At 41.4% G+C, this 21383-nt stretch carries 19 protein-coding genes and 1 other annotated feature; all 19 genes read right to left on the bottom strand.

Annotated elements, in window-relative coordinates:
- Positions 1-7: 7 nt before the first annotated feature.
- Positions 8-1318 (bottom strand): GTPase ObgE, encoded by a 1311-nt coding sequence (gene obgE, locus HMPREF9188_RS04690; RefSeq protein WP_009730069.1) that lies wholly within the window; start codon positions 1316-1318, stop codon positions 8-10.
- 70 nt (positions 1319-1388) lie between these two features.
- Positions 1389-1523, bottom strand: coding sequence for a DUF4044 domain-containing protein (locus tag HMPREF9188_RS04685; protein WP_000863851.1), 135 nt, complete (start codon positions 1521-1523; stop codon positions 1389-1391).
- Between the two features lie 30 nt (positions 1524-1553).
- Positions 1554-1742, bottom strand: a complete 189-nt coding sequence (locus HMPREF9188_RS04680; protein WP_000735791.1) for a PspC domain-containing protein — start codon at positions 1740-1742, stop codon at positions 1554-1556.
- A gap of 20 nt (positions 1743-1762) precedes the next feature.
- A complete protein-coding gene (locus HMPREF9188_RS04675) occupies positions 1763-3088 on the bottom strand; it encodes a glycosyltransferase family 4 protein (RefSeq protein ID WP_009730068.1) in 1326 nt (441 codons plus the stop codon).
- A gap of 8 nt (positions 3089-3096) precedes the next feature.
- A complete protein-coding gene (locus HMPREF9188_RS04670; protein ID WP_009730067.1) occupies positions 3097-4140 on the bottom strand; it encodes a glycosyltransferase family 4 protein in 1044 nt (347 codons plus the stop codon).
- A 112-nt stretch (positions 4141-4252) separates the two neighbouring features.
- A complete protein-coding gene (locus HMPREF9188_RS04665; protein WP_000331934.1) occupies positions 4253-4582 on the bottom strand; it encodes a metal-sulfur cluster assembly factor in 330 nt (109 codons plus the stop codon).
- 14 nt (positions 4583-4596) lie between these two features.
- Positions 4597-5706 carry an RNA polymerase sigma factor RpoD gene (gene rpoD, locus HMPREF9188_RS04660; protein WP_000201892.1) on the bottom strand — a complete coding sequence of 370 codons (1110 nt, stop codon included), beginning with the start codon at positions 5704-5706 and terminating at the stop codon, positions 4597-4599.
- 2 nt (positions 5707-5708) lie between these two features.
- Entirely contained in the window at positions 5709-7469 is a 1761-nt protein-coding gene (gene dnaG, locus HMPREF9188_RS04655) for a DNA primase (protein ID WP_009730066.1), read from the bottom strand.
- A 193-nt stretch (positions 7470-7662) separates the two neighbouring features.
- Complete coding sequence (locus HMPREF9188_RS04650) at positions 7663-8094, bottom strand: hypothetical protein (protein ID WP_000222726.1); 432 nt, start codon at positions 8092-8094, stop codon at positions 7663-7665.
- A 267-nt stretch (positions 8095-8361) separates the two neighbouring features.
- Positions 8362-9120, bottom strand: a complete 759-nt coding sequence (locus HMPREF9188_RS04645) for an ABC transporter ATP-binding protein (protein WP_009730065.1) — start codon at positions 9118-9120, stop codon at positions 8362-8364.
- On the bottom strand, positions 9117-9983 hold the full coding sequence (locus HMPREF9188_RS04640) for an ABC transporter permease (RefSeq protein WP_009730064.1): 867 nt from the start codon (positions 9981-9983) through the stop codon (positions 9117-9119). The genes HMPREF9188_RS04645 and HMPREF9188_RS04640 overlap by 4 nt, the downstream gene beginning before the upstream one ends.
- Positions 9984-10048: 65 nt before the next feature.
- Positions 10049-11044, bottom strand: coding sequence for a tryptophan ABC transporter substrate-binding protein (trpX, locus tag HMPREF9188_RS04635; protein WP_009730063.1), 996 nt, complete (start codon positions 11042-11044; stop codon positions 10049-10051).
- Between the two features lie 116 nt (positions 11045-11160).
- Positions 11161-11376: a binding site (T-box leader), on the bottom strand.
- Positions 11377-11472: 96 nt separating this feature from the next.
- Positions 11473-14169 carry a phosphoenolpyruvate carboxylase gene (gene ppc / locus HMPREF9188_RS04630; RefSeq protein ID WP_009730062.1) on the bottom strand — a complete coding sequence of 899 codons (2697 nt, stop codon included), beginning with the start codon at positions 14167-14169 and terminating at the stop codon, positions 11473-11475.
- A 24-nt stretch (positions 14170-14193) separates the two neighbouring features.
- On the bottom strand, positions 14194-15417 hold the full coding sequence (ftsW, locus tag HMPREF9188_RS04625; protein ID WP_009730061.1) for a cell division peptidoglycan polymerase FtsW: 1224 nt from the start codon (positions 15415-15417) through the stop codon (positions 14194-14196).
- 187 nt (positions 15418-15604) lie between these two features.
- Positions 15605-16546 carry a peptidylprolyl isomerase PrsA gene (gene prsA, locus HMPREF9188_RS04620; protein ID WP_009730060.1) on the bottom strand — a complete coding sequence of 314 codons (942 nt, stop codon included), beginning with the start codon at positions 16544-16546 and terminating at the stop codon, positions 15605-15607.
- Between the two features lie 67 nt (positions 16547-16613).
- Positions 16614-17327, bottom strand: a complete 714-nt coding sequence (locus tag HMPREF9188_RS04615; RefSeq protein WP_009730059.1) for an O-methyltransferase — start codon at positions 17325-17327, stop codon at positions 16614-16616.
- Between the two features lies 1 nt (position 17328).
- A complete protein-coding gene (gene pepF / locus HMPREF9188_RS04610) occupies positions 17329-19131 on the bottom strand; it encodes an oligoendopeptidase F (RefSeq protein WP_009730058.1) in 1803 nt (600 codons plus the stop codon).
- 18 nt (positions 19132-19149) lie between these two features.
- Positions 19150-20106 (bottom strand): competence protein CoiA, encoded by a 957-nt coding sequence (locus HMPREF9188_RS04605; protein WP_009730057.1) that lies wholly within the window; start codon positions 20104-20106, stop codon positions 19150-19152.
- 75 nt (positions 20107-20181) lie between these two features.
- Positions 20182-21330 carry a DUF1887 family protein gene (locus HMPREF9188_RS04600; protein WP_009730056.1) on the bottom strand — a complete coding sequence of 383 codons (1149 nt, stop codon included), beginning with the start codon at positions 21328-21330 and terminating at the stop codon, positions 20182-20184.
- Between the last annotated feature and the right edge of the window lie 53 nt (positions 21331-21383).

The raw sequence follows: 21383 nt of genomic DNA, 5'->3' as shown, positions 1-21383 counted from the left end.
CAATCTCCTAGTCTACAAATTCAAACTCAAATTTACCGATGCGAACCAAATCACCATCTTTGGCTCCACGCGCACGAAGGGCTTCATCAACCCCCATACCACGAAGCTGACGGGCAAACTTCATGACTGATTCGTCACGGTCAAAGTTGGTCATGTTAAAGAGTTTCATGAGTTTTTCACCAGAAAGTACCCATGTCGCATCATCATCACGACTAATCTCAAAGGCTTTTTCTTCCTCGTGAAAACCGTAGTACGCCTCTTCTTCCATATCAGACTCATCATAGATTGGAAATTCTGGAGTCTTGTCTAACAATTCAGCTGTCGCATCCAAAAGAGTTGACAAACCTTGCTTGGTCAATCCAGAAATAGGGAAGATGGCTGGAAGTTCCTCAAACTCGTCGTAGTTTGCTGCTAACTTTTCCTTGAAAGTTTTAAGATTTTCCTGACTTTCAGGCATATCCATCTTATTGGCTACGATGATCTGCGGACGTTCCATGAGACGAAGGTTGTAGGATTCCAATTCTTTATTGATAGCAAGGTAATCCTCGTAAGGATCACGTCCTTCGCTAGCTGACATATCGATGACATGGAGGATAACTCGTGTACGTTCGATATGACGGAGAAACTGGGTTCCAAGACCAACACCTTGACTAGCCCCTTCAATCAAACCTGGAAGGTCAGCTACTGCAAAAGATTCACCTGACTGTGTACGAACCATACCCAAATTAGGGACAATCGTCGTAAAGTGGTAAGCACCGATTTTGGGTTTAGCTGAAGTAATGACACTGAGCAAAGTTGACTTGCCGACAGATGGGAAACCGACTAGACCAACATCTGCTAAGATTTTCAATTCCAGTTGCAACTCACGTTCTTGACCTGGCTCTCCATTCTCAGAGATTTCAGGCGCAGGATTTTTTGGTGTTGCAAAACGGATATTCCCACGACCACCTCGACCGCCATGAGCCACGATAAATTCTTGACCATGTGCAATCAAGTCTGTAATGACTTTACCTGTTTCTGCGTCACGTACAGTAGTTCCCTGTGGCACGCGAACACGAAGATCTTCTGCACCACGTCCGTGCATTCCTTTGGTCATCCCCTTTTCGCCAGAATCAGCCTTGAAATGACGGTTATAGCGGAAATCCATCAAGGTACGCAGGCCTTCGTCTACCACGAAAACAACGTTACCACCACGTCCACCATCACCGCCCCAAGGACCACCATTCGGGACATATTTTTCACGGCGAAAGGCAACCATGCCATCGCCACCATTACCAGCCTTGACCTTGATCTTGGCTGTATCTAAAAACATACTCATATTTCTTCTCACTTTAAAAAGGCTGGGGAAAACCCAGTCATTAGTTATTGTTTCTATCCTCGCAGCTTGCTTAGAATCTGCTAAATGCTCCAAGCGCTGTCGCAAAGATACCAGCAAGGGTTACAAACAACATGATGAGCACGACAACAAGCGTCACTTTCTCAAACAATGTTTTTTTACGTTTTCCATTATCTCCAAAAGCCATAACTTCTCCTTTTCACTTTATAATTCTAATTTAATAGTCTGTCGAAACCGGTGCAACCACCCATAAAATGATGTAAGCAAGGATTCCTGCTCCATAACAAAATGCAAGAACACCCCAAACAACACGAACAATTGTTGGGTCAATATCAAAATAATGGGCAACTCCTGCACAGACTCCACCAATTATTTGGTTTTTTCCACTTCGCATTAATTTTTTCATAGTATTTTCCTCTTATTCTATTATTTGAATTCATCTTTCCAATAATCTCTGATGCTGGATAATTGCTTCCGAGAAGCCCGCAAAATACGCTTAGACTCTTTTACTGGGCTTGTAACAGCCTGTTGGGGTAGATATAAAATCGTTTTCAAAAAGCGCTGACTGGCAGGTTTCCCATCATGTAATTCATGTTCAAAGTTATTTGAGATAATGGCATCAAGGTAAAACTCATGTACTCTTTTTCCAAAGTTTTCAGCCGAAATCTCGTACAACTTATCCGCCAACTTTTGTTCAGACATATCCGGAGTAGCGATTAAGGCTTCAAGGATGGCCCCTGCTAACTCCTGTTCTCCATAGTAGAGGGTTCCAAACATTTTGTCACTGATCAGGTTATCAAGATAAGGATTGCCATGAGCAATGACGGGCGTTCCACTGGCTAAACTCTCTAGATAAGTTAATCCTTGGGTTTCACTCGTTGAGGCAGAGATGAAGAAATCTGCAGCCTTATAGTATAAGGCTGTCTCACTTGGAGCAATCATCCCTGTAAAAATCACATGTTTTTGCAGGTTTAATTTCACTGCTTGCTCTTTCAGACTGTCCAGATAAGGACCGTCTCCAGCAACGACCAGCTTCACTTTATCTTCTTCTTTCAATACTTCAGCAAAAGCATCTAGGACTGCTTGGATATTCTTCTCAAAGGAGATACGAGAAAGGCTCAGTAGCATTTTCTCGTCTTCCTGAATACCTAACTTCGAACGAAGTTCTTGCAAGTTTTCCTCTTTAATCTCAGGTCGTTCAAACTTAGCTAGCTCAATTCCGGTTGGAATGACACGTTTTTCAACCTTCACTTTGTATTTAGATAAAAGGTCCCGAACAATCTCGCTAGGACAGATTACTCCGTCTACATCACGAAGGAAACCACGTACCAGATATTTTACCATACTTGGACGAATCAACATCCCCTTAGCAATATAATGCACATAGTCTTCGTACTGGGTATGGTAGGTATGGATAACAGGAATTCTCAATTCTCGTGCGATCCAAATCCCTAATAATCCAAGTGAAAATTCTGTCTGGGTATGAATGATATCTAGCTGATACTGCTTGGCGATTTCAAGTGCCTTTGTAAAACCTCGATAGGCAAATCGTCGATCTTTAAATGCAAAGAAAGGGACACTTGGAATTCGAATAATTTGCCAATCTTCGTATCGGTTCACGTCTTTATCAGTTGTTGTAAAGATAAAAACTGCATGCCCCTGCTTTTCAAGCTCAGTTTTCAAAGTCCGAATACTAGTCGCGACCCCGGAAACCTGAGGGAAATAGGTATCTGTAAATAAACCAATTCGCATAAATTACCTCACTTTTTGCCCAAAGCAGCCTGTTCTCGATAAAATTTTAACCAGATTTCCAACAAATGCTCCTCAGAGTACTCTTTGGAGATCTCACGAGCTTTTTCTTTCAAGTCCTTTAAGGCTTCAGGGTCATTCTTGTATTCTAGGATTGCTTCTCTCATCTCGGAAACATCACTTGTAGCACGATAATTCCCATCAAGAATAACCTTATACAGATCCAAATCTCTTAACATAATAGGAGCCTCGCAACTAGCGGCCTCTAAGATAGTCATAGGGAATAGTTCATTATAGCTAGGTAGTAAGAACAAATCAGCTAAAGCATACAGTTCCCGCATCCTCTCCGGTGACACAATACCTGGGAAAATTAGATTTTTAGGTGGATTGTCCATAATCTTCTTATAGCGTTCATAACCATCTGTTATTCCACCAAATGAAAAACCACCAGCCCAGATAAAGGCAATTTCTGGCAATTCTTCAGCAAGACGGATAAAATCATCTATCCCTTTTCGTTTCTGAACCTGGCCCGCACCAACCACGACAAACTGATCTTTTGCGAGATCCATTTCTTCACGAAGTTGTGCAACTTGTTCAGCTGGTAATGGATGCCATTTTTCTTTGTTTACAAAATTGGGAATATAAGTTATTTTTTCTCGTGGAATACCCGCAGCAACTAGATCCTCGATAAACATGGGATTGACCACCACCAAGTGTTCCATCCGATTGTAAAAGGAAAAAACATAGCGTTTGACAATTCCTTTTAGGAAAAATGGAATTTTCAAACTCCCCTCGAGTGTCTCAGGCAAGAAATGCACATAGCCAACTTTTCTCCCAGAGCGTTTCTTTTGAAATGTGGATAAATAATAAGGGAAATCAATGGTGTGAAAGTGGGTTACGTCTGCCTCTACAGGAAGATTCTCCGTAACAATTAACTGATCTTTGGCATCACGGTGAAGGAGACTAACCAATTCTCTATAAGCTCCTGATACTCCTTGACCAGCCACTTTTTCACTTGAACTTAGCATATTAATACGCAATTTTTTGTTTTCCATATTACTCATTATACCATTTTATTTCAAGAAAATCAGTAAAAGAAAGAAGAGACCAGAGGAAAATGGAGGAGCCCCTCTCTTTTCCAATCGTCTCTCGTAATTTTCCAATCGATTACTTAATTCCTAGGGCGATACGCGCATAGCGACTCATTTTTTCAACCGTCCAGGCTGGATACCAGACCAATTTGACTTCGATATTGGTTACCTCAGGCACCTCTGTCATCGCATCGTGTATCTGGTCTGTTAAGAGGTCAGCCAGTGGGCAACCCATAGTTGTCAAGGTCATATCAATTTCCGTGTGACCTGTTTCACCATCAAAACGAATCTCGTAAATCAAACCTAGGTTGACAATATCAATCCCCAACTCAGGGTCAATGACCTCCTCCAAGGCAGTCAAAATACGAGTTTTAATCGTTTCAATTTGTTCTTCTGTATAAGCCATATTATTCCTCACTCTTAATCTTCAATAAAATCACGAAGGGGCTTGCTGCGACTTGGTTGGCGCAATTTTCTCAAAGCCTTGGCCTCAATCTGACGGATACGTTCACGAGTTACGTTAAAGACTTTACCAACATCTTCAAGAGTACGCATTTTCCCATCATCTAGTCCGAAACGTAAGCGCAAGACGTTTTCTTCACGGTCTGTGAGAGTATCCAAGACTTCATCCAACTGCTCACGCAAAACGATACGAGTTGTGTAGTCTACTGGATTTTCAATCACTTCGTCTTCGATAAAGTCCCCAAGATGGCTATCGTCTTCTTCACCAATCGGTGTTTCAAGTGATACTGGTTCTTGAGCGATTTTTAGGATTTCACGGACCTTGTCAGGTGTCATATCCATACGCTCAGCGATTTGTTCAGGAGTTGGATCTTGCCCCAATTCTTGAAGGAGATTACGTTGTTCACGGACAAGCTTGTTAATGGTTTCTACCATGTGGACAGGGATACGAATAGTACGGGCCTGGTCAGCGATGGCACGGGTAATCGCCTGACGAATCCACCAAGTTGCGTAAGTTGAAAACTTGAATCCTTTTGAATAGTCAAACTTGTCAACGGCCTTCATCAAACCCATGTTGCCTTCTTGGATCAAGTCAAGAAACTGCATGCCACGCCCTACGTAGCGCTTAGCAATAGAAACCACCAAACGAAGGTTGGCTTCTGCAAGACGTTGTTTGGCTTCGATATCACCAGCCTCAACTGCTAGGGCCAATTCTTTTTCCTCTTCGTTGGTCAAGAGAGGAACGACCCCGATTTCCTTCAAATACATACGGACTGGGTCATTAACCTTGGCAGAAGTTGAGCCAATCAAGTCCTCATCACTGAGTTCTGGTTCTTCTTCTGCACTAAGCACACGCGCACTTGGATTTCCTTCATTATCTGTGATAGAAATTCCAGCATCCTGAATCCGTTGCAAAAGGTCTTCAATGCCGTCTGCATCGAGGGTGAAAGGAATAACCAGACTTGAATTGATTTCGTCATCTGTTGCTGTTCCTGTTTTTTTGTGGTTACGGATAAAGTCTGCTACTTGCACATCAAATGTGGTTACTTCTTTTTGTTTTGTTGCCATTATTACTCCATTCTTCTCTTTTGGGAAATCAATCGTTGCAATTCTTCCAAGGCTGTGTCTGTATCTCCTACATGACTAGCTTCCTGCACTTTCTTTTTAATTCTTAAGTTGTCCTTGCTGAGGAGGGCACGGTTTCGAGTCGCTTCGACTTCCGCTAGCTCTTGAGGCAACATCTCAGCTGGCAAATCCAAGCTAAGCACATGGTACCAGGCATTTTCAACCTCAGGAGTCTGATGAGACAGTTCCTCTGATCCGATTTCTCCCTCTGCACTTAATAATTCGTAAAGAATTTGAAATTCTGGGGTATCAAAGAAAAAATCTTCTCTTAATCGGTAGTCATTTAGAACAACTGGATTCTCAGCCATCCTATAGAGGAGATGAGCCTCTGCTCTCATGACTGCTGTCAGTTGCCGCGTTACAGGTAAACTAATCGCTGCTGGAGGTTGCTCCTCTTTGACTCTTTCCTGCCTCTGAACAATGCGACTTTCATTTACTATCTGCTCCACCTGTTGGTAATCAAAGGAAGGTAGGTTATCCGCCAGAATGTGGATATAGGAATTCTGGGCGGTGATAGATTTTTCTCTGGCAATTAGGGGAGCAATCTTTTCAATGAACTCTATTTGCGCCTGTAAGTTATCACTATTTTCAGGCTTGAGCTGGTGAATATAGAACTCTATGGGACTGATACGAGTCTTTGTTAAGAGGTAAGCTAGGTCTTCAGCAGAATTCTTTTGTAAATACTCATCTGGGTCCATGGCATCAGGTACTCGAACAACCTCCACTGAAAAGTCTTTTAACTCCTCTAATGCCTTGGCTGTTGCTGCCTGTCCTGCCTTATCACCATCATAACTAAGAACTATCTTTTTGGTGAAGCGTTTGAGGTGATCAACATGTTCCTTGCTCAGGGCTGTTCCCATGGAAGCCACAGCATTTTCTATGCCAGCACGGTAGGCTGCGATAACATCCATGAAGCCTTCCATCAGGTAGAGCTCTGTAGCCTTACCTGTTCCCTTTTTAGCCCTGTCCAAATGATACAATTCATAACTCTTATTAAAAATTGCAGTCGAGCGACTATTTTTATATTTGGCAGTCTGACTATCCGTTTCTTGCCAGATACGACCTGAAAATGCAATAACCTGCCCCTTGTCATTGGTCAAAGGAAAGATGATCCGTCCAAAAAAAGTATCATAAAACTGATTACCATCTGACAGATAAAACAAGCCCGAATCCAATAAATCCTTTTCCTCAAACTTGTCAGATAAACGTTGGTAGAGATAGGTTCTCTCTGCTGGAGCCAGTCCAATCTGGAAGTGCTTCAGAACATCGTCTGTCAATCCGCGTTTGTAGAGATAAGTCCTTGCTTCTTCTCCCATCTTGGTCGTCATGAGGATTGCATGGTAAAAACGGGCAGCTTCTTCATGCATATCATATAAAGCTTGATGGGGAGAAGCTTGTTGAGGACGAGACTGGACAGGCATGGCTAGTTGAATACCGACGCGCTCCCCTAAGAGCTGAACGGCTTCCATAAAGGACACACCTTGGTATTCTTCGATGAACTTAAAAACATCTCCTGAACGACCACAGCCGAAGCAATGATAAAACTGCTTGTCTTCCACAACGTTGAAAGAGGGGGTCTTCTCACCATGAAAAGGACAGAGCCCTAAATAGTTCCGTCCAGCCTTTTGTAAAGAAATCACGTCGCCTATGACTTCCACAATGTTGGTATTGTTTTTGATTTCTTCAATAACTTGCTTGTCAACCATACACAATACCTCCATGTTATCATAGTTTTACGTTAACTAGTATAGCTTATTTCTGAAAAAAAGTAAACCATTTCATACGCTTTCCCTACTTATATTTCATAAAAACTCACTGTTATCATGTTATCGGGAATCTTCTCCTTAACTCCTCCAACTTATCCTTTTATTTTCTTGTAAGATTGCTCATAAGTTACTTTTATTTTACTTGTTCTTGAAGATTATTTTTCAGTATTCTGCTAATATATTGTCCATCTTTTCTGCTGATACAAGCCGTTGCAAAAGTCATGGGTGCTATATATACTTCTCCTCGATAGGAAGGATCAACCAACACAGGCATGGAATAATAAGCATTCTTTTTATTCTTTAGGTCAATGAACCACTTGCCACCTAAGTGCTTGCGGAAGGTTTCTCCGATATAGACTGTTAAATAATCCAAGAGTTTTTTATCCTCTATCAAGACATGGTGATTTTCGTAATGAGCCAAAATCCAAGCCTCCAAATCATCCAAGGACTGCATGCTATAGTCCAAGATTAAATTTTGCTCTTGGGCAAAATCCTTAGTAAAATAATCCATTTTAAATTCAATCTGGAAAATCCATTCCTGAAAATCTTCTTGTGTGTAAGTCATTTTTTACCTCCATAAACAATATGTTTTATTTAATTTTTTCACTGTGAATGACTTATTATTATCCTAGATATCCTTGATTTTGATATTTTCTTAAAAGGCTAGGAATAATCTTGTATTTATACTCCATGCTAATACTTATTATACTATAAAATGAAGCAACTTGGACAAGTGCACCAATCGATCTAATTATGTCACTAAAAAAACTAGAAACATCTGCGTGTTTCTAAGTTTTGATTTTATATAGTCTCAGGAAGTTCCTGCCGTCTCCTATTCAAACAGTTGATAGTAGTCTGAAATTTTCATCTTAGCTTTTTCTTCTTTATTGAGGTCTTGGATGATTCGACCTTCTTTCATGACTATCAGACGATTTCCATACTTCAGTGCATCTTCCATATGGTGAGTAATCATCAAGGCTGTCAGATGATCCTTGCTGACAAAGTCATCTGTTAATTCCATCAAGGCCACACTTGTTTTTGGGTCAAGAGCTGCTGTGTGTTCATCCAACAAGAGCAACTCTGGTCGCTTCAAGGTTGCCATCAAGAGACTCAAGGCCTGACGTTGTCCACCTGATAGAAACTCAATCGGAGTATCTAGGTGCTTTTCAAGGCCATTCCCCACTTTTTCAATGGTAGCCTGAAATTCTTTTCTATGACTTGATAGCCTTCTAGGAAAGAGTCCTCTCTTCTCACCACGAAACTTGGCAATTAAGAGATTTTCCGCCACTGTCATACGGGGAGCCGTACCCATCTTAGGATCCTGAAAGACACGAGACAAATACTTAGCCCGCTTTTCAGGTGAAAAATGCGTCACGTCCTCGCCCATGATACGAATACTTCCACTTGTTAAAGGTAAGGTACCTGCAATAGTGTTAAAAAGCGTTGACTTCCCTGCTCCATTTCCACCTAGAATAGTAATGAAATCATGTTCGAAAATTTCAAGAGAAACATCATTCAGAATGATTTTTTCCTCATCAAAGCCATTCGTGATGACTTTGGTAGCATTTTTTAATTCTACAATTGCTGTCATTTGCTAAACTTGACTCCTTTCAGGTATTTGCTTTTGAAGGTTGGAATCATAAGGCAAACCGCCAAAATCAAGGCGCTGTACAAACGAAGATAACTTGTATTAAATCCAAGAGCAATCACTCCCCAAACGAGGAATTGATAAGCAATAGACCCAACAACGATGGTCATGAGTCGCTCTGCCAAGGTTAAACTCTTGAACAAAACCTCACCAATAATCAAGCTAGCAAGCCCTACGACAATCACACCGATTCCTCGAGAAACATCTGCATATCCTTCTTGTTGAGCAATTAAGGCTCCTGCAAGCGCGATAATCCCATTTGAGAGAACCAAGCCCATGAGTTCCATTCGTCCCGTATTGATACCAAAGCTACGAGCCATATCAGGATTGTCACCTGTGGCGATGTAGGCTTGACCTAGTTTGGTATCAAGGAAAAAGAGCATAAGGCCAATAACAAGAGCTACAAAGATTAATCCGGTCAGGAGTTGGTTAAGGTCTGAATCAAAAGGCAAGACATCCTGAATTTGCTTGGTTCCAAGAAGCCCCAGATTGGCACGTCCCATAATCATGAGCATGATGGAATGGCAAGAAGTCATTACTAAAATTCCTGATAAAAGGGTTGGAATGTTCCCTTTAGTATATAAGAGTCCCGTCGCCATTCCAGCTAGACAGCCCGCTCCTACTGCAGCTAAGGTCGCTAAAAATGGATTGACTCCCTGCGTTATCAAGGTTACAACTACTGCTCCCCCAAGAGGAAAAGAACCTTCAGTAGTCATATCTGGAAAATTCAAAATTCGGAAAGTCATAAAGATTCCCAAACCTAGAATCGCCCAGACCATCCCCTGAGAAATAATGGATACTATCATAATCTTTCACTCATTTCTTTCTTTAGTAAAAATGGGAGGAGATGTCCCCAACTCCTCCTTTATCTTTATTCAATCACTTGTCCTGCTTCTTTTAGAACGGACTCAGGAATGGTGATACCAAGTTCCTGCGCTAGTTTTTTGTTAATCACTGACTTACCAGTTGAAAAGACATTGACTGGCGTATCAGCTGGTTTTTCACCTTTCAAAACTTTAGCAATCATCTTACCAGTAGCCACACCAAGATCGTGTTGGTCAACTACTACAGATGCTAATCCACCTGCTTCTACCATGGCAGTGGCACTTGGGTAGATTGGCTTTTTAGCTGTTTGGTTACTTGAAACAACTGTTGAAAATGCGGATGCGATGGTGTTGTCAATTGGAACCCAAATCGCATCGACCTTGCTTGTCATAACATTGACTGTTGAAGCAATTTCATTTGTTGATGGAACAGCAAATGTTTCGACTGTCAAACCTGCTTTTTCAGCATAAGCCTTGAATTCTTCTACCTGTGTTTTTGAGTTATCTTCGCTACTTGAGTAAAGAGCGCCGATTGTTTTGACATTTGGTGTCAAAGTTTTAATCAATTCCACTTGCTGTTCAGCGGGGTTGTGGTCTGATACCCCTGTGATGTTGCCACCTGGTTTTTTCAAATCTTTGACCAAGTTAGCACCGATTGGGTCTGTAATAGCAGCCATGATAACAGGTAGGTCTTTTGTAGCACTAGCGAGTCCTTGAGCAGCTGGTGTCGCAATCCCAACAACTACATCGTTTCCATTTGCTACCAATTGTTTACTCATGGTTGCAACCTTGCTCTGATCACCTTCAGAGTTCATAAAGTCAATTTTTACCTGGTCGTCCTTATATCCTTCTTCAGCTAGTCCATCTCGAATCCCTTGGTAAATCAAGTCCAAAGATGGGTGACTAACAAATTGAAGGACCCCAACCTTAGCAACCTTTTGCTCTTCCTTAGCTGCTGGCTTGTTCATTGATGAATAAATCAAACTAGCCACCACCAATACTGCTAATCCAGCGATGATTCCAATTAAACGTTTATTTTTCATATTCTTTCTCCTTTTAAATCACTTGTATAATACTCTTTTCACTCAAAACAAGCGACGCCATCGTTTAAATTTCATAATCTTTCCTCCCATAAAAAAATCCTCACACAAAAAACTTGTGTGAGGACGTCGATGCGCGGTACCACCTCAATTATAGGGAATATCCCTATCGCTCTTTCTCGCAATAACGAGTTGCACTGTAAGGTGTGCTCACCGAATTTTTATGATTTCAAATTCTTAATAAGATTCAGCCCAATTTCATCACTTTCATCTATCTGCTTCCACCAACCACAGACTCTCTTAAAAATGAGCATGATTACTTTCTGAATGTTTAAATTATACCATTTTTCAACTACTTGTCAAGATTATTTTTAGAATTTTTTAAACAATTCAAAAACTTCCCCTAGTAAAAAGAGGAAGTTTGTAGAATATCAGCCTGAATTACGCAAACCGGTCGCAATTCCGTTAATAGTTGTATGGATTAGTTTTTCTTCGTCAGCTGACAATTCGCCGCGACGTTGACGTTTGATCAACTCCAACTGGATGTAGTTAAGGATATTAAAGTAAGGCATACGATAGTTTAGGCTGTCTTTTAGGTAAGAGTTTTCTGCCAAGAGTTCGTCATAACCTTCGATAGCTAAAATAACGTCCTTAGTCAACTGCCATTCATCTAAAATAGTGTAGTAGATAGCTTGCACTTCTTCATCTTCACAGAGCTTGGCATATTCAAAAGCAATGTTCATGTTAGACTTGGACAAAACCATGTCTACATTGGAAAGTAAAGATTGGAAGAAAGGCCAGTTTTGGTACATGTCACGAAGAAACTCAATATTCTTTGGATCTTGATCAATAAACTCTTTAAAGCTTGATCCCACTCCGTACCATCCAGGGAACATGACACGACTTTGTGACCATGAAAAGACCCAAGGGATGGCACGTAGGCCACCGATTTCTGTAATGGTCTTACGAGCTGCTGGACGCGAACCGATATTAAAGCTTGAAATAGCCTTGATTGGGCTTGACTCGAAGAAATAGTCATAGAAATGTTCATTTCCAAAGACCAAATCACGGTAGATATCGTAGCTACGGTCCACCACTTGATCCATAACAGCTTCATAACGATTTGACGTGTTGGTATCGCTCTTCTTCTTGGTAATCATACGGTTAATGGCTGCTGAAACCAACATTTCAAGGTTGTAATAAGCAGCGTCTTTGTTTCCGTATTTGTTTCCGATCACTTCTCCTTGCTCAGTCAAACGGATACGGTCCTTGATAGACTTGAGCGGTTGAGATGTAATGGCTTCATAGGTTGGTCCACCACCACGACCGACAGTACCCCCACGACCATGGAAGAAAGTGACCTTAACGCCAAATTCATCCCCGATAGCAGTCAGTTGTTGTTGTGCCTTGTAAAGGGTCCAACAAGAGGACAAGTAACCACCATCCTTGTTACTGTCAGAGTAACCGAGCATGATTTCCTGATAGTTATCTTTTGAAGCAATCCATTTTTTAGCCAATGGAAGAGAGAAATATCTTCTCATGGTTTCTTCCGAGTGATCCAAGTCCTCAATCGTTTCAAAGAGGGGAACAATCTGAACGCGCGCTTTTTGAGCATCAACCAAGCCCACTTCCTTGAGCATGATGGCTAGCTCTAGCATATCAGATACACTTGTCGCGTGAGAGATGATGGTTTGGCGAATGACATTTTCACCCAGTTTATCCTTCAACTTGCGAGCAGTTTTGAAGATAGACAATTCCTTCTCAAGCAGTTCTGACTTTTCAGCATGAGTTGCTGATAGGATACGAGGATCTTCTTCCAACTCTTTTAGGAGGAGAGCGCATTTTTCGTCTTCAGAGAGATCGCTATAGTGGTCGTTGATGCCAGCAGATGCTAACAATTCAGCCACACAGGCTTCATGGACGCTAGAGTCTTGGCGCATGTCGATAGAAGCAAGGTAGAAGCCAAAGATTTCAACGGCTTGCATTAACTCGACGAATTCTCCTGAGATCAGGTATTCCCCCTTGTTCTCAAGGAGAGAATCACGAATGGCCAACAAATCTTGATAGAATTCATCTGCAGTAGCATATCTAGGCTGAAGATCCTTGTCTTCAATTAAATAAGCCTTAGTTGCCTGCATCTTAGCTTGGATATCAAAAAGGGCACGACGATAGAGTTCTTTTTCGCGATAAATGGAGTTATCTTGTGACTTAAGCGCCATCTTGCGGACCTTATCACTGACATTCACGATACTGGTTGAAAGCGAAAATTCACGATAAAGATTATAAATCTTTTCATCGTAGTAGTTCATGATGACTTCGCACTGAGTCAAGGCTGATTTGTTGAGGGTTTCCGCTGTTACGAAAGGATTTCCATCGCGGTCTCCTCCAATCCACATCCCCATAGTAATTGGTTTTGGATGTTGGAGCTCAATTCCTTGTTCTTTAGCTAGTTTCTTATATTCAGCCGTCAAACGCGGAACAGCATTCAGGAATGAACTTTGATAGTACTCCATCACGTTGGTGATTTCGTTAGTTACTTTCAACTTCTTCTCACGAATCATGTCTGTTTGCATGATAATTTCAATGTAACGACGGAGATCCATGTTCCATTTTTCTTTATTAATCAAGCCTAGTTTGACATCACGGTACTTGCGCAAGAGCGTATGGATATGGTTGGTCAAGTCCAGCATACTCTTGCGTTGTACTTGCGTTGGATGGGCGGTCAAGACAGGAACGACATTTAACTTTTCTAAAATTTCAGCTGCATTTTCTTTTTCAGCTACCATCTTTATGGTTGTAGACAATTTCCCTAGATAGTCTTGGTCCACATTGTTCTGGTGGTTAATTTTATAGGCTAAGTCCACATCCTCAGATATATTAATCAAGAGTGGAAGGATAGAGAAATAACGAGAAATGTAAATCATTTCTTCATTGGAAAGGCTAGTCACCAGTTCATTGAGCCCTTGATAGTTTTCATTTGTTGATAATTCCTTCAACTGCATGATTTTCTCAAAGGTCTCTGGCGCTAGCATATTTTTTGTGATATCTTCTAGCAGCTCAGTCAAAATCAAGACTTCTTCTTGTATGACGGCTTTATTACTATAGTTTTCTAATTTCTGAAGAGACATATATTTTTCCTTTCCATACAATCCTTACAGACCTTCAACAGTTTGAGATTCGTATTCTCTAATGAGTTTAGCACGTTTCTCGCTGGCATCGATATTTAATACAAGGGCAATGGCCACGGATAATACCAGGAGACTGTTCCCACCTTGTGAAAGGAAGGGGAAGGTTACCCCTGTAGAAGGAATCAAACCAGAAATCCCACCGATATTGACAAAGACCTGAACAAGAATCATCCCTCCGACACCGATAGCAACCATGGAGTTAAAGGGATCCTTAGCTCGAATACCAACCAAGATGATTCGCAAAATTAAGAAGAAGAGTAAAGCCAAAATCATACTCGCTCCTACGAATCCAAACTCTTCGATAACAATCGAAAACACGAAATCCGTATGGGCTTCTGGCAGATAGCCACGTTTCTCGATAGAATTTCCTAATCCCAGTCCGAACCAGCCTCCATTAACCATGGCATAGTAGGAATTTGCAAGCTGGTGTCCTGCACCCGCCAAGTCATTAAAGGGATTAAAGAAGGCACTAAAACGTTTAGCAACGTAACCAAATACCGGTATCTGAGAAAATTTTTCAACCCCAACGAGACGAATGACAGATAAGAATAAAATTGAACTCCCTGCCAAGAGAGCTAGAATAGTCGAGAACCAACGATAGGCGATTCCACTAACAGTGTACATAATGAGCGCCACCAAGATCAAGATGGTCGCATTTCCCAAGTCGGGGAAAATCCCCAAGCTACCAATCAGAACCAGCAGAACAAAACGCCAATCGTTAAAAGCTCGAGGTAGCCATTGATTTTGGGTCAACACCTGGAAATCATAAACCGCAATCTCATCTTGCTGTTTTGAAAAACGATGTGCCAAGTACCAGATGATGATAATCTTAAGGTATTCAGCCGGCTGAATCGTTACAGGTCCTACAGAAATCCATCCGTATGCTCCATTGACAGGTGTTCCGACCAGACGCGCTAGGGCTAAAAGAACTATCTCCACAATCATCACGATAAAAATGAGACGTCCATTTCTCAGGAAACCTAATTTTAATTTATAGATTAAGGCAATCAAAACCAAACTAGCTACCCAGAAAATCCCCTGGTTACGTACCAATTGAAAAGCGCTTTTTCCTTCTTCAATTAGGGTTGCACTCGTTGTCGAGTAAACTACAATCAATCCCAAAATCGACAGAAGAAAATAAGGAATCAAAATGGAATAGTTTAGTAGGTGCCTTTTACTAATTTTCATATTTCACCACTCTAATAGGAACAGAGGTGGTTGTCCCTAATTCCGTTTTATTTTCTAGTTTTGATTGTTATTATACCACTTTTTCAGAAAGAAAAAAACTATTATCCTTTAATCCTTCGAATTTTACTTATTTTCTAGTATCAGGTATAAAAAAACAAATCTCTTTTGAGATTTGTTTTTTTCTTTCTTAGTTAGATGAAGAGCTGCTGCTTGAGCTTGAGTCACCACCACCAATGTATTGAGTGAAGATGTTTTGGAAGGCTTGATCTTTGACTTTGATATTAGCAGCTTGTAATTCTTTACCAATTACTCCTTGAACAAAGGCTGAATCATTTTGTTTTTGAGTCAAAATGATGGTCTTCAATTTTTCTTTGTAATCCTCTAAGTTAGAAGATTTTTCTGTCTTCTTCGTTACTTTAACGATGTAGAATTGATTGCTGTAGGCTTGTGTTCCAGTAGCCGTAATCACATCAGAAACACCGTTCACATCCAAGGCAAAGGCTGCTTTTTTGACTTGTTCTGGAAGTTCTGTTGAAGCAGAGTCAAAAGTGATTTCTCCACCATTTTCTTTTGTTTTGTCGTCGTTAGAGTTGTCTTTCGCCAACTGAGCAAAATCTGCACCTTCTGCTTTCGCTTTTTCAAGCACTTCTTTTGCCTTGTCTTCATTGTCCATACGGATGATTTGAGCAGTTACATCTGGTGTGTACGCTTCGAAAGCCTTTTGGTAGGCTTCGTCTGTCAATTCGCTCTCAGCGGCCTTCTTAACCGCCAATTCAACCAATTTGCTAGTACGGATTTGAGCTTTACGAGTCTCAGGTGTCATACCTGCCCGTTGAAGTACGCTGTTGTAGCTATCACCGTATTTCTTTTGTTCTTCAGCAACGGCGTCATCCACATCTTTATCCGTTACCTCTGATCCATATTGTTGTTCGAATACTTTTTGGATGGTCATATTTAGCAAGACTTGTTGCGCAGTTGGATTATTCTTTACTTCTTCAAAGAATTGATGTTCTGTAATCACATCACCCTTCATGCTGATCAAATCTTTTCCTTCAGAACTGTTTGAACAAGCTGCAAGTGCTGCTACTGATAAAAGTGTGATGGCTCCTGCCATAAGTTTTTTCTTCATGTTTACTCCTTTTACGGTAAGTGTTACTTTATCTATTTTACTATAATTTCTTAAATTTTTCTGAAAATCATTTTTCATCAGGTAGCTGTACATCTGCTACATTTTTTCGTAGCATGAGAATGCCATCACCAAGAGGAACTAGAGTTGCTGTTAGACCTGGATTGTCCAAAGTTGCGTCGAAAAGTCTTTGCAAACCACGATAAATGGTTCGTTGACCACGGCGGACTTCCATGATGTCCTTGGCAACATCTCCTCCTTGAAAAATATCATCCAAGACAACCACTCCACCAACTTCAAGTCGTTTGAGGATTTCAGGTAGAAAGACGATGTACTTGGACTTAGCCGAATCCATAAAGACAAAGTCATAAGTTTCTGTCAGGCTAGACAAAACATCTACGGCATCTCCCTCTAAGAGGGTGATTTGCTTACGACTGTCAAACTGGGCAAAGTTTTCCTTGGCAAAGCCTATCATCTCAGGATTGCGGTCAATGGTTGTAATCTTAGCATCTGGCGCATGCTCCGCCATCAAAAGAGCTGAAAAACCGATAGCTGTCCCAATTTCTAAAATATTCTTAGGCTGCAGACTTTCCATGAGAAATCGAAAGTAAGCGACCGTTTCATGAGGAATGATTGGGATATTTTCCTTGCGAGCGAAGGTCTCCAATTCTTTCAAGGAGCCTGTCACCTGTTTTTGACGCTGGCGCATGAGTTCTACGATGTCTTCCTTGACGACGGGACGTCGCATATTGTGATTGGCATTTTTACTATAAGACTCTACCATCTTAAGCTAGTCCCAATTTTTCAACAAGGGCTTCAAACTCGTTCAAGCGGCGTTCAAAGACGGCAAAAGCATCGTTAAGATAGTCTTCTTTTTCCATATCAACTCCCGCTTTTCTCATAACATTGAGTGGATAGTCTGACTTACCTGCCTTAAGGTAGTCGATATAGCGGTCACGGTCTTCTTGGCTACCATGGACAATCTTCTCAGCCAAGGCTGAAGCAGCTGCAAAACCTGTTGAATACTGATACACATAGTAGTTATAGTAGAAGTGAGGAATGCGTGCCCATTCATATTGGATTTGAGGATTGTCTTCCTTGCTGAGTCCATAGTACTCTTGGTTCAAGTCGGCGTAGAGTTTATTGAGGAAATCACTTGTCAAGACTTCTCCATTTTGGTCTGCTTGGTGAATGGCATGTTCAAACTCAGCGAATTGAGTTTGACGGAAGACTGTTCCACGGAAACCGTCCAAGAAGTTATTGAGAATAGCAAAGCGAGTTGCGTCGTCTTCCACTTCTTCCAACAATTTCTCTGTCAAGATATTTTCGTTGGTCGTTGAGGCAATTTCCGCCAAGAAGATAGAATAATCTCCGTAAACATAAGGTTGTGTTTCTCGAGTATAGCTCGAGTGCATACTGTGACCTGTTTCATGGACAAGGGTAAAGAGATTATCTAGATTGTCCTGCCAGTTGAGGAGCATAAAGGCATTGGTATCATAAGAACCGCCAGAGTAGGCACCAGAACGCTTGCCTTGGTTTTCATAGACATCAATCCAACGTTCACTGAAGGCACGTTTAACACGGCTCAAGTAGTCGTCACCTAAAACTGCCAAAGCTTCTTCTGCCTTTTTCAAGGCTTCTTGATAGGTAAAGCTATAATCTACTGACGAGAGTGGTGTGTAGACATCATACATCTTGAGATCTGAAATCCCCAAGATTTTAGAACGCAGGTTAAGGTATCGATGCAAGAGTGGCAAGTGCTTGCGAACTGCTGCTACTAGATTGTCATAAACACTTTCTGGAACAAAGTTTGCTGCGAGGGCTGCATGGCGAGCACTCTTATAGTTGCGAACTTTGGCACGGTAGTTTTGCACCTTAACATTTGTCTGCAAGGTCTTAGCATAAGTGTGTTGGAATTGCTCGTAAGTCGCATAGAGAGCTTCATAGGCACCACGGCGCACTTCACGGTTTTTAGACTCCATCAAACGGATGTAAGTACCATGTGAGAGTTGCACTTCCTTGCCTTCGTCATCAAGCACGTATGGGAAGCTAATATCCGCATTGTCCAAAATAGCGAAGGTTTCACTAGCAGCGCCAAAGATTTCTCCTGCTCCAGCAAGTAATTCTTCCTCACGTTGCGAAAGAACATGGTCTTTCTTTTGCAAGAGTTTGTCAAAAAAGTGCTTGTAAACTTGGAGTTTTGGTTGAGCTTCTAGGAAGGCCGCATACTGCTCTTCGCCAATCTCCATAAACTCAGGTTCATAGAATGAAAAGGCTTGTTCTAACTGACTGTATAGGGTCATTGCCTTAGCATAGTACTCTTGATACTTGGCCTCACGCGTGTCCTGGTCATTTTTCATATGCGCATAGACATAAAGCTTTTCAACTTGGCGTTCCAAGTCGAGTGAGAATTCTGTGATCTCAAGCAAACTGTCTGCGCTGTCCAAGAGATGTCCCTCATACTGAGATGCTGTTTGTACTTTTTCAGTTAAATCTTTCAAGGCTTCTTCCCAAGCCTGGTCTGTTGGGTAGATTGTCGAAAGATCCCATGTATCTTTTTCATTTATTTCATGTCGTTGTAATACCATAAGATTCCTCCATCCTTTCTATTTTACCACATTTTTTGAGAAATATAAGTGATAAAAGGCTGGTGGATAGAGCTTTTGGCGATTATTTTTCGGATTTTTTTGATAGTAAGCCTGAAAATTTCTATAATAGCTAGCCAAATCCGTTTCAATCTGCAAAAAATCTCCTGATTCTATCGGTCTGACCTGGGGATACCAGTCGTCTAGTTGACGGTTTAATAGATTATCTCCTTGATAATAAGCTTCCTCCTGCTTCTTCATCCAGTAGGGCGTTTGGTAGTACAACTGCTGGCGAATGTAGTGACAGATAGTGGAATCTTGCACAACTGCAAAACGAGATAGTTTTTGTTTTTGATAAGGGAATCGTAGGATTTCCAAGAGATTTCCTTTTCCATAGGGAAATTCTTTGACCTGAAAATGAAGTTTGCCACGTAGGTCCTGATGTAAAAGGTATTTAAGTCTCAAAACTTGCTTTTTGAGATCTAGTTCCCAAACATAGAAACCCATATTTTGACTAAAATAGAGAAATCCCCTTTGCAGTTGTGTTAATCGCTCTTTTAACCAGAGTTTTTCTCCCAGTAGCCAGATAACCTGATAGCCCTGACTGCGGTATCCTTGGCTTCTATCGCCTAAAAGCTTTTGAGACAAGGGACTGCACTGAACCTCCAGTGCTAGTTTCCCATTGACGAGAACATCCGCAACCTGCTGGATCTCGGGCAGACTATATTCTAAGGCGACCTGATTGCCCTTCTTGGCCCAGTGATAAAGGGCCTCTTTATTTCCCAAGTGTTCTGGACTTTCATTTTCAAAAATAGAGATGCAATCTCTTAACCTTTTATGGGCAAAATGCGTTCGAATACTCTGTCCTTGGCGTAATCGTAGTCCGCCCCCACAGGCTGGGCAGGTGTAAAGCTGCTTTGTCACATCTTTTTCGAGGGCATTCACCAAATCCCCCTTGGCATCTCTGGCTACAAACATGATCTACCTCCTTTTCTCATTTATTCGAAAAAGAAATAAAAAAGACTGGAATCCAGCCTTTCATGATACTATTTCTTATCTTTTTTGTCTCTTAGAATATTTTTTTAGCATGGGAATGAGATTGGGAATCTGCTCACTTCTAATGACCAGCACCCCGTATTCCTGACAGCGATTGGCATAAACAGGATTGATTTTTCCCGTACAGACAATTAACTTGAGGCAACTTTCCCCAGCAAAATGATTGGCGTAGACTTCTAGCTCATTGATGGCTTCAACTGATAAATCTGTCATCTTGCAGGAGATAAAGGTAATCGAGCGTCCTTTTCTCAGAATGACATCAATCTCATTTTGAACATTGTCCGCCTCTGGAAAGATGCCATTCCAATCAATCTCACCGCCTATCATGCACTCATCAAACAGCTGAGATTCAAGCGCCAAGAGATAGAGATATACCTCTAAAATATGCCCCTTGTTGCGGCAAAAGACTTGAGCTTCTTGACTTGGAAAGCTGTATGCTACTCGTTTCTTGTCTTCGCTTTCAATACAAAGCATTCCTGCTTCCACTAGTAAGGGGATAAGGGATTCTGGATAGTGATAATACTTGCCGTTGTTTTCCAGTATCTTTTCGGTCTCAGCATGAAGGTCATTAGTCTTAGCTAGAGAGAAAAATTGGGTCACTTGATACCAGTGGGCAGGATTGGAAATGGCTGAGCTGGCTAGCTTTTTGATGGCTGCAATTTGCTGAACTGAGTGGATAGGGCGTTTGGATTTGAGCATTTTTCCACCACGCAAGGCTATCAACTGCTGGATGCTCAGGGTTGGAATGTCCAAGTCTTCTTTTTCTAACTGACCGGCTATCCACTTGTATTGTTTTCCTCGCTCGACATCCATGGCAACGATGGGGAGGTCCCTATCCAAGCCATATTGATAGAGAGATAGGGCTAGTAGCGAATCCCCACCAAAAACATCAAGAAGAACCTGGTCATACTCGGCCAAGCAATAATCTAACTGGTTTGCTAGTTGTTCTAAGGATAACTGACGAAAGGTCACTCGTTGGATATGAGGCACCTCTTCCATGATAAACTGACGGAGAGAGAGTCTCTCTTCATTGCTTATTTTTGTCAAAGATAGAAAAAGAATCTCGTCACAATCACTGATAAAGGCTTGGTAGACATTCTTTTCCAATACATGCCGATCATACAATTCCACCAAAAGACTCGTCATTCGACCACCTCCATCATGAAGACTTTCTTGCGCTGAGAGTATCAGCAATACAG

The organism is Streptococcus sp. F0441, assembly GCF_000314775.2.
Taxonomy (GTDB): Bacteria; Bacillota; Bacilli; order Lactobacillales; family Streptococcaceae; genus Streptococcus.
This window is presented reverse-complemented; position numbering and strand designations above follow the sequence as displayed.

Bases quoted from the DNA above. Each gene is read 5' to 3' on its own strand.
- rpoD (WP_000201892.1), bottom strand. From the start codon at position 5,706: ATGGCAACAAAACAAAAAGAAGTAACCACATTTGATGTGCAAGTAGCA.
- HMPREF9188_RS04640 (WP_009730064.1), bottom strand. From the start codon at position 9,983: ATGATAGTATCCATTATTTCTCAGGGGATGGTCTGGGCGATTCTAGGT.
- HMPREF9188_RS04650 (WP_000222726.1), bottom strand. From the start codon at position 8,094: ATGACTTACACACAAGAAGATTTTCAGGAATGGATTTTCCAGATTGAA.
- HMPREF9188_RS04670 (WP_009730067.1), bottom strand. From the start codon at position 4,140: ATGGAAAACAAAAAATTGCGTATTAATATGCTAAGTTCAAGTGAAAAA.
- prsA (WP_009730060.1), bottom strand. From the start codon at position 16,546: ATGAAGAAAAAACTTATGGCAGGAGCCATCACACTTTTATCAGTAGCA.
- HMPREF9188_RS04605 (WP_009730057.1), bottom strand. From the start codon at position 20,106: ATGTTTGTAGCCAGAGATGCCAAGGGGGATTTGGTGAATGCCCTCGAA.
- trpX (WP_009730063.1), bottom strand. From the start codon at position 11,044: ATGAAAAATAAACGTTTAATTGGAATCATCGCTGGATTAGCAGTATTG.
- HMPREF9188_RS04615 (WP_009730059.1), bottom strand. From the start codon at position 17,327: ATGGTAGAGTCTTATAGTAAAAATGCCAATCACAATATGCGACGTCCC.
- pepF (WP_009730058.1), bottom strand. From the start codon at position 19,131: ATGGTATTACAACGACATGAAATAAATGAAAAAGATACATGGGATCTT.
- ppc (WP_009730062.1), bottom strand. From the start codon at position 14,169: ATGTCTCTTCAGAAATTAGAAAACTATAGTAATAAAGCCGTCATACAA.
- dnaG (WP_009730066.1), bottom strand. From the start codon at position 7,469: ATGGTTGACAAGCAAGTTATTGAAGAAATCAAAAACAATACCAACATT.
- HMPREF9188_RS04680 (WP_000735791.1), bottom strand. From the start codon at position 1,742: ATGAAAAAATTAATGCGAAGTGGAAAAAACCAAATAATTGGTGGAGTC.
- HMPREF9188_RS04645 (WP_009730065.1), bottom strand. From the start codon at position 9,120: ATGACAGCAATTGTAGAATTAAAAAATGCTACCAAAGTCATCACGAAT.
- HMPREF9188_RS04675 (WP_009730068.1), bottom strand. From the start codon at position 3,088: ATGCGAATTGGTTTATTTACAGATACCTATTTCCCTCAGGTTTCCGGG.
- ftsW (WP_009730061.1), bottom strand. From the start codon at position 15,417: ATGAAAATTAGTAAAAGGCACCTACTAAACTATTCCATTTTGATTCCT.
- HMPREF9188_RS04600 (WP_009730056.1), bottom strand. From the start codon at position 21,330: ATGACGAGTCTTTTGGTGGAATTGTATGATCGGCATGTATTGGAAAAG.
- obgE (WP_009730069.1), bottom strand. From the start codon at position 1,318: ATGAGTATGTTTTTAGATACAGCCAAGATCAAGGTCAAGGCTGGTAAT.
- HMPREF9188_RS04685 (WP_000863851.1), bottom strand. From the start codon at position 1,523: ATGGCTTTTGGAGATAATGGAAAACGTAAAAAAACATTGTTTGAGAAA.
- HMPREF9188_RS04665 (WP_000331934.1), bottom strand. From the start codon at position 4,582: ATGGCTTATACAGAAGAACAAATTGAAACGATTAAAACTCGTATTTTG.